The following is a 4,902-nucleotide window of genomic DNA, read 5'->3' as shown; positions in this document are numbered from 1 at the left end:
CCGTGAACGTCGCGCCGCCGGATTCCGCCAGCACCTTGGTGATCGCCGCCGTCAGCGACGTCTTGCCATGGTCAACGTGACCGATCGTGCCGATGTTGCAATGCGGCTTGTTACGTTCGAATTTTGCCTTGGCCATGATCCACCTTGTTACGCCACGCCCCTGCGCGGCACCAAACCGGCGGCTGGTTACAAGGGAAAACGGCCCTGTTCAAGTGCGAACTTCCGGGTCATTCTCGCCAGACCATGCCGGTGAAGTTCCTTATGTAGTCCGGCCAACGACAAGATCAATGCGAGAACGCCGAGGAGACGATTCATGACAGTTCAAAGCGCCGCCCGACAGGCCCCTGCCCCGCAAACGCCAGCGCTGCCGCAGGCGAGGCCTGAAACGCTCGGGCTGTCATCAGCCCGTCTTGAAAAGATGTCGGATGCGTTCCGGCGCGAGATCGACAAGGGCACCGCGCCCGGCGTCACCATGCTGGTCGCCCGCCGCGGCCAGGTCGGCTACTTCGAGGCCTTCGGCCGGCAGGGTCCGGACGCGCCCGCACCGATGGCCCGCGACAGCCTGTTCCGCATCTTCTCCATGACCAAGCCGATCGTCTCCTTGGGCATCATGATGCTGCTCGAGGACGGCCACCTGTTGCTCAGCGATCCGCTGGCGAAATACATCCCGGAATTCGCCGACCAGAAGGTCGGCATCGAAAACCGCGGTCAGCTCGACCTGGTGCCGTTGGCGCGGCCGATCACGCTGCAGGACCTGCTGCGGCACACCTCGGGCATCACCTACGACCACACCGGCAACGGTCTGGTGCAGCAGATGTACCAGCAGTCGCGGCTGCGCAGTCGCAAGATCAGCAATGCCGAGCATGCCGCCTTGGTCGCCAGCCTGCCGCTGGTGTCGCAGCCCGGCGACGAATGGAACTACAGCCGCTCGACGGACATTCTAGGCCGCGTCATCGAGGTCGTTTCCGGCAAGAGCCTGGGCGCGTTCCTCACCGAGCGCATCCTGGCACCGCTGCAGATGGCCGACACCGCGTTTCACACCGGCGCCGAGAATGCCGGCCGCCTCGCGGAGCCATTTGCCGCCGATCCGTGGACCCACGAGCCGGTCAAACTGTTCGACATGCTGGAAAAGCCGGCGATGGAATCCGGCGGCGGCGGATTGGTCTCGACCACCAAGGACTATGCGCGGTTCTGTCAGATGCTTTTGTCCGGCGGCGCGCTGGACGGCACCCGCCTGATCGCACGCAAGACGCTGCAGTTGATGGCGTCGGACCATCTCGATGCTTCCGTGAAGATCAACGGCACGCTGCTGCAGCCCGGCCACGGCTTCGGACTTGGCTTCGCCGTGCGCACCCACGAGGGGCTGGCCCCCTATCCGGGCTCGAAAGGCCAGTTCTTCTGGAGCGGTGTCGCCGGCACGTTCTTCTGGATCGACCCCGCGGAAGAACTGTTCGCGGTGTTCATGTCGCAGGGCCCGGGGCAGCGCGAGTATTTTCGCGCGCTGATCCGGGGGCTGGTTTACGCCGCGGTGGAGTAGTTCATTCCGTTCCCCGGACGCGATGCAACACGCAGTGTTGCTTCGCAGATCCGGGGTCCCGGTGACTTAAGCAACCGGGGTCCCGGATCTCCGCGGCAGCGTTACACGCTGCAGCGCGTCCGGGAAACGGAAGCGGCGCGCTCGGCTCTCAACTAATCGTGGCCCCGCCATCGATCACCAGGCTCTGCCCGGTCATGAAATTCCCCGCCGCCGAACCGAGGAACACCGCCGCGCCGGCGATCTCGTCGGGAATGCCGATCCGCAGCAGCGGCGAACGCGCCGTGGAAGCCTTCAGCGTGTCGGGATTGTCCCATAGCGCTTTCGCGAAATCGGTCTTGATCAGGCCGGGCGCGATGCAATTCACGCGCACATTGTGCGGGCCGTATTCGCAGGCGAGATTGCGCGCCAATTGCATGTCGGCGGCTTTGGAGATCGCATAAGCGCCGAGCACGGTCGATCCCTTGATGCCGCCGATCGACGATACGATGATGATGGCGCCGTCCTTGCGCGCGATCATGTCGGGCACGACCATGCTGGTCAGCCAGTTGTTGGCCACGATGTTGTTGTCGAGAATTTTCCGGAACTGATCGTCGGAAATGCCGGCCAGCGGTCCGTAATACGGATTCGACGCCGCGTTGCAGACCAGCACGTCGATCTTGCCGAAAGCGCGCTTGCTCTCATCGACCAGGTTCTGCAGGTTCTCCTTGCTGGAGATGTTGGCGGCGATCGCCACCGCGGTGTCCTTGCCGAACTTGTCGTTGATCTCTTTCGTCACCTGATCGCAGACATCCTGCTTGCGCGACGAGACCACAACTTTCGCGCCATGCTCCGCCATCCGTTCGGCGATGGCGCGGCCGATGCCGCGTGTTGAGCCGGTGATGACGGCAACTTTTCCAGTCATGTCGAACAAGGTCATGCGTTTCTCCCTAAGTGTCTTTGTTGTTTTCGTTTCGACGGCACGTTGTAGTTCGCTCTCCCCTTGTGGGAGAGAGTGGATCGACCGCGTAGCGGTCGAGACGGGTGAGGGGTGGCCACAGGCTCTGAGCTTCGGTGCCCCCCTCATCCGTCACGGCCTGCGGCCGTGCCACCTTCTCCCACAAGGGGAGAAGGAAAAAGAAGTCTACGCCAGTTTGGTCGTCGTCGTCGCGATCTCCGGCCCGGCCGGCTGATGCATCGCGTTGTGCGAGGCGTCGGCAATCCATGGCTGCTGGTTGACCATCGGAATCCGCCAGCCCGAATGGCCGTCGCTGGCGAGATGGTCAAGCCGGGTCACCGAACAATTATCGATGGTGAAGGCCAGGCCGCGGTCCGGCTGGTCGTTGAGCGCGAGACCGATCGCTGCCTTGATGGTGCCGCCATGGGCCACCGCGACAATGTCCTGGCCCGCATGCGAGATGTTGATGCGATCGATGGCGCGACGGACACGGTTATAAAGATCCATGAAACTTTCGCCGTTCGGCGATGGCTCGTCGATCGGCGCGAACCAGTAGCTGCCGACAGCGATCGGCCGGCTGGCGAAGAACGCGGCGCGGTTGAGGCCCTGCCAGTCGCCGAGATGCTGCTCGGCCAGTTCGGGTTCCTGCTGCATCGAGTCGGGTTTCGGAAAGCCCGCGGCCCAGATCGCATCCGCGGTCTGGTGCGTGCGTTTCAGGTGGCTGGAAAACCACGCCGCCTTGCGCGGCAGAATCCTGCTCACCGCATTGAATACCACGCGATCGCTGCAGTCGCAGTCCATGTCCTTTTGGCCGTAGATGTTACCACCGTCATTGCGCACCGGCGCGTGACGTACCCACCACCATTTTGTCGCGACGACGCCTGCGGGAACGGTGTGCTGCGCCACGAACGGTTTTTCGGCGTTGGACATCGCGATTTCCCTTCAATACTGTTTCAACCGCTGTACGTCAGAGCGCGCGACGCCTCAAGCATCTTTGCATGATGAACGGCGACAATGAATTCCATGTGGCGGCACAGCCGTCCAAAGAAAATGCAGCGGGAGAAACCCATGGGCCGGCTCGAAGGCAAATCCGTCATCATCACCGGCGCCGGCAGCGGCATCGGCCGCGCCGCGTCGCTAATGTTCGCCAAGGAAGGCGCGAAACTGATCGTGGTCGATCGCAGCGACAGCGTGCAGGAAACCGCCAAGCTGGTCGGCAACGCCGGCGGCACCATCGAGGCGGTGATGGCCGACGCCGGTTCCGAGAGCGATGTGAAGGGCTTCGTCGATAGAGCGGTTTCCAAATACGGCCGGCTCGATGCGATCTGGGCTAATGCCGGCGTGTCCGGCGGGCTGGTGCCGCTGCTCGACCAGACCGTCGAGCATTGGCAGGAGATCCTGCGCATCAACCTGATCGGGCCGTTCCTGGCGATCAAGCATTCGATGCCGCACATGATCGCGCAGAACTACGGCTCGATCGTCTGTACCGCGTCGGTGGCCGGGTTGAAGTCCGGCGCGTCCGGCCATCCCTATGCGGCGAGCAAGGCCGGCGTCATCAGCCTGGTGCAGACCACCGCCTATTCGCTGTCCGGCACCGGCGTCCGCATCAATGCGGTGTGCCCCGGCCTGATCGAGACCGGCATGACCAAGCCGATCTTCGACCGCGCCCGCGAGCGCGGCACCGAAGCCAAGATCGGCCAGCTCAACCCCTTGCAGCGCAACGGCGAGCCCAGCGAGATCGCCGAGATGGCGCTGTTCCTGGCCTCGGACGGCGCATCCTACGTCAACGGCCAGGCCATGGTCGTCGACGGCGGCCTGTCGAGCTCGCACCCGGTGGCGCGCAGCGGCAAGGCGGGGACCCGGCTCTAGCTCATCGTCTTGGCGAGCTTGGCCCAATAGGTCACCGGGAACAGTCGCTGGATGAGCGCCATCTTGCGCGCGTCGTCGCCGATCAGCAGGCGCGGCGCGCGCTGCTCTATGGCGCGGACGATGTCGGCGGCGGCGATATCGGGGCTGAGGCTGAGGAAGCGGTCGAGGCGCTCGCGGCGTTTTTCGGGGTCGCCGAGCACCGCGCCCTGGGCGACACGGGCGTTGGCGGCGATCCGGGTCTTCACCCCGCCCGGATGCACCACGGTGACGCTGACCGAAGAGCGGGCGAGTTCGTGGCGCAGCGACTCCGAGAAGCCGCGCACCGCGAATTTCGAGGCGCAATAGGCGGTCTGCCCCGGCGGGGCGATGACCCCGAAGATGCTGGAGATATTGACGATGTGGGCGGTCGGCTCGGCCTTGAGCAACGGCAGGAACGCGTGGGTCATGCGCACCACGCCGTTCAGATTGACGCCCATCACCCAGTCGAAGTCGGCGAGGGTCATCTCGTCGAAGCGGCCGAACAGGGCGACCCCGGCGTTGTTGATCAGCACCGAGACACGGC

The 4,902-nt window shown here is 64.2% G+C and carries 6 protein-coding genes; 2 read left to right on the top strand and 4 right to left on the bottom strand.

The features are described from left to right. Positions 1-136, bottom strand: a 136-nt coding sequence (locus JWR89_RS03170; RefSeq protein ID WP_299711756.1) for a GTP-binding protein, incomplete at its 3' end; no start/stop codon positions are given. A 177-nt stretch (positions 137-313) separates the two neighbouring features. Between JWR89_RS03170 and JWR89_RS03165 the strand changes: the two genes are divergently transcribed. Next, the gene (locus JWR89_RS03165) at positions 314-1,537 is read left to right on the top strand and encodes a serine hydrolase domain-containing protein (protein ID WP_299711754.1); all 1,224 of its coding nucleotides are present in this window, start codon (positions 314-316) and stop codon (positions 1,535-1,537) included. A gap of 148 nt (positions 1,538-1,685) precedes the next feature. On the opposite strand, the gene JWR89_RS03160 is transcribed toward JWR89_RS03165, so the two are convergent. Both JWR89_RS03160 and JWR89_RS03155 read right to left on the bottom strand, forming a co-directional pair. Further along, entirely contained in the window at positions 1,686-2,453 is a 768-nt protein-coding gene (locus JWR89_RS03160) for an SDR family oxidoreductase (RefSeq protein ID WP_299711752.1), read from the bottom strand. Positions 2,454-2,657: 204 nt separating this feature from the next. Continuing rightward, positions 2,658-3,401 carry a histidine phosphatase family protein gene (locus JWR89_RS03155; RefSeq protein ID WP_299711749.1) on the bottom strand — a complete coding sequence of 248 codons (744 nt, stop codon included), beginning with the start codon at positions 3,399-3,401 and terminating at the stop codon, positions 2,658-2,660. A 138-nt stretch (positions 3,402-3,539) separates the two neighbouring features. Here JWR89_RS03155 and JWR89_RS03150 point away from each other — a divergent pair, with 138 nt between their 5' ends. Beyond that, a complete protein-coding gene (locus JWR89_RS03150; RefSeq protein WP_299711746.1) occupies positions 3,540-4,340 on the top strand; it encodes an SDR family oxidoreductase in 801 nt (266 codons plus the stop codon). Here the strand turns inward: JWR89_RS03150 and JWR89_RS03145 are convergent. Then, the coding region (locus tag JWR89_RS03145; RefSeq protein WP_299711742.1) for an SDR family NAD(P)-dependent oxidoreductase at positions 4,337-4,902 on the bottom strand (566 nt) is incomplete at its 5' end. The genes JWR89_RS03150 and JWR89_RS03145 overlap by 4 nt on opposite strands.

Source organism: Tardiphaga sp. (assembly GCF_028290785.1).
GTDB lineage: Bacteria > Pseudomonadota > Alphaproteobacteria > Rhizobiales > Xanthobacteraceae > Tardiphaga.
The sequence above is the reverse complement of the archived record's forward strand: the minus strand, read 5'-3'. Positions and strand labels throughout refer to the sequence as shown.

Coding starts and splice junctions, on each gene's coding strand:
- JWR89_RS03165 (WP_299711754.1), top strand. CDS start 314: ATGACAGTTCAAAGCGCCGCCCGACAGGCCCCTGCCCCGCAAACGCCA.
- JWR89_RS03150 (WP_299711746.1), top strand. CDS start 3,540: ATGGGCCGGCTCGAAGGCAAATCCGTCATCATCACCGGCGCCGGCAGC.
- JWR89_RS03155 (WP_299711749.1), bottom strand. CDS start 3,401: ATGTCCAACGCCGAAAAACCGTTCGTGGCGCAGCACACCGTTCCCGCA.
- JWR89_RS03160 (WP_299711752.1), bottom strand. CDS start 2,453: ATGACCTTGTTCGACATGACTGGAAAAGTTGCCGTCATCACCGGCTCA.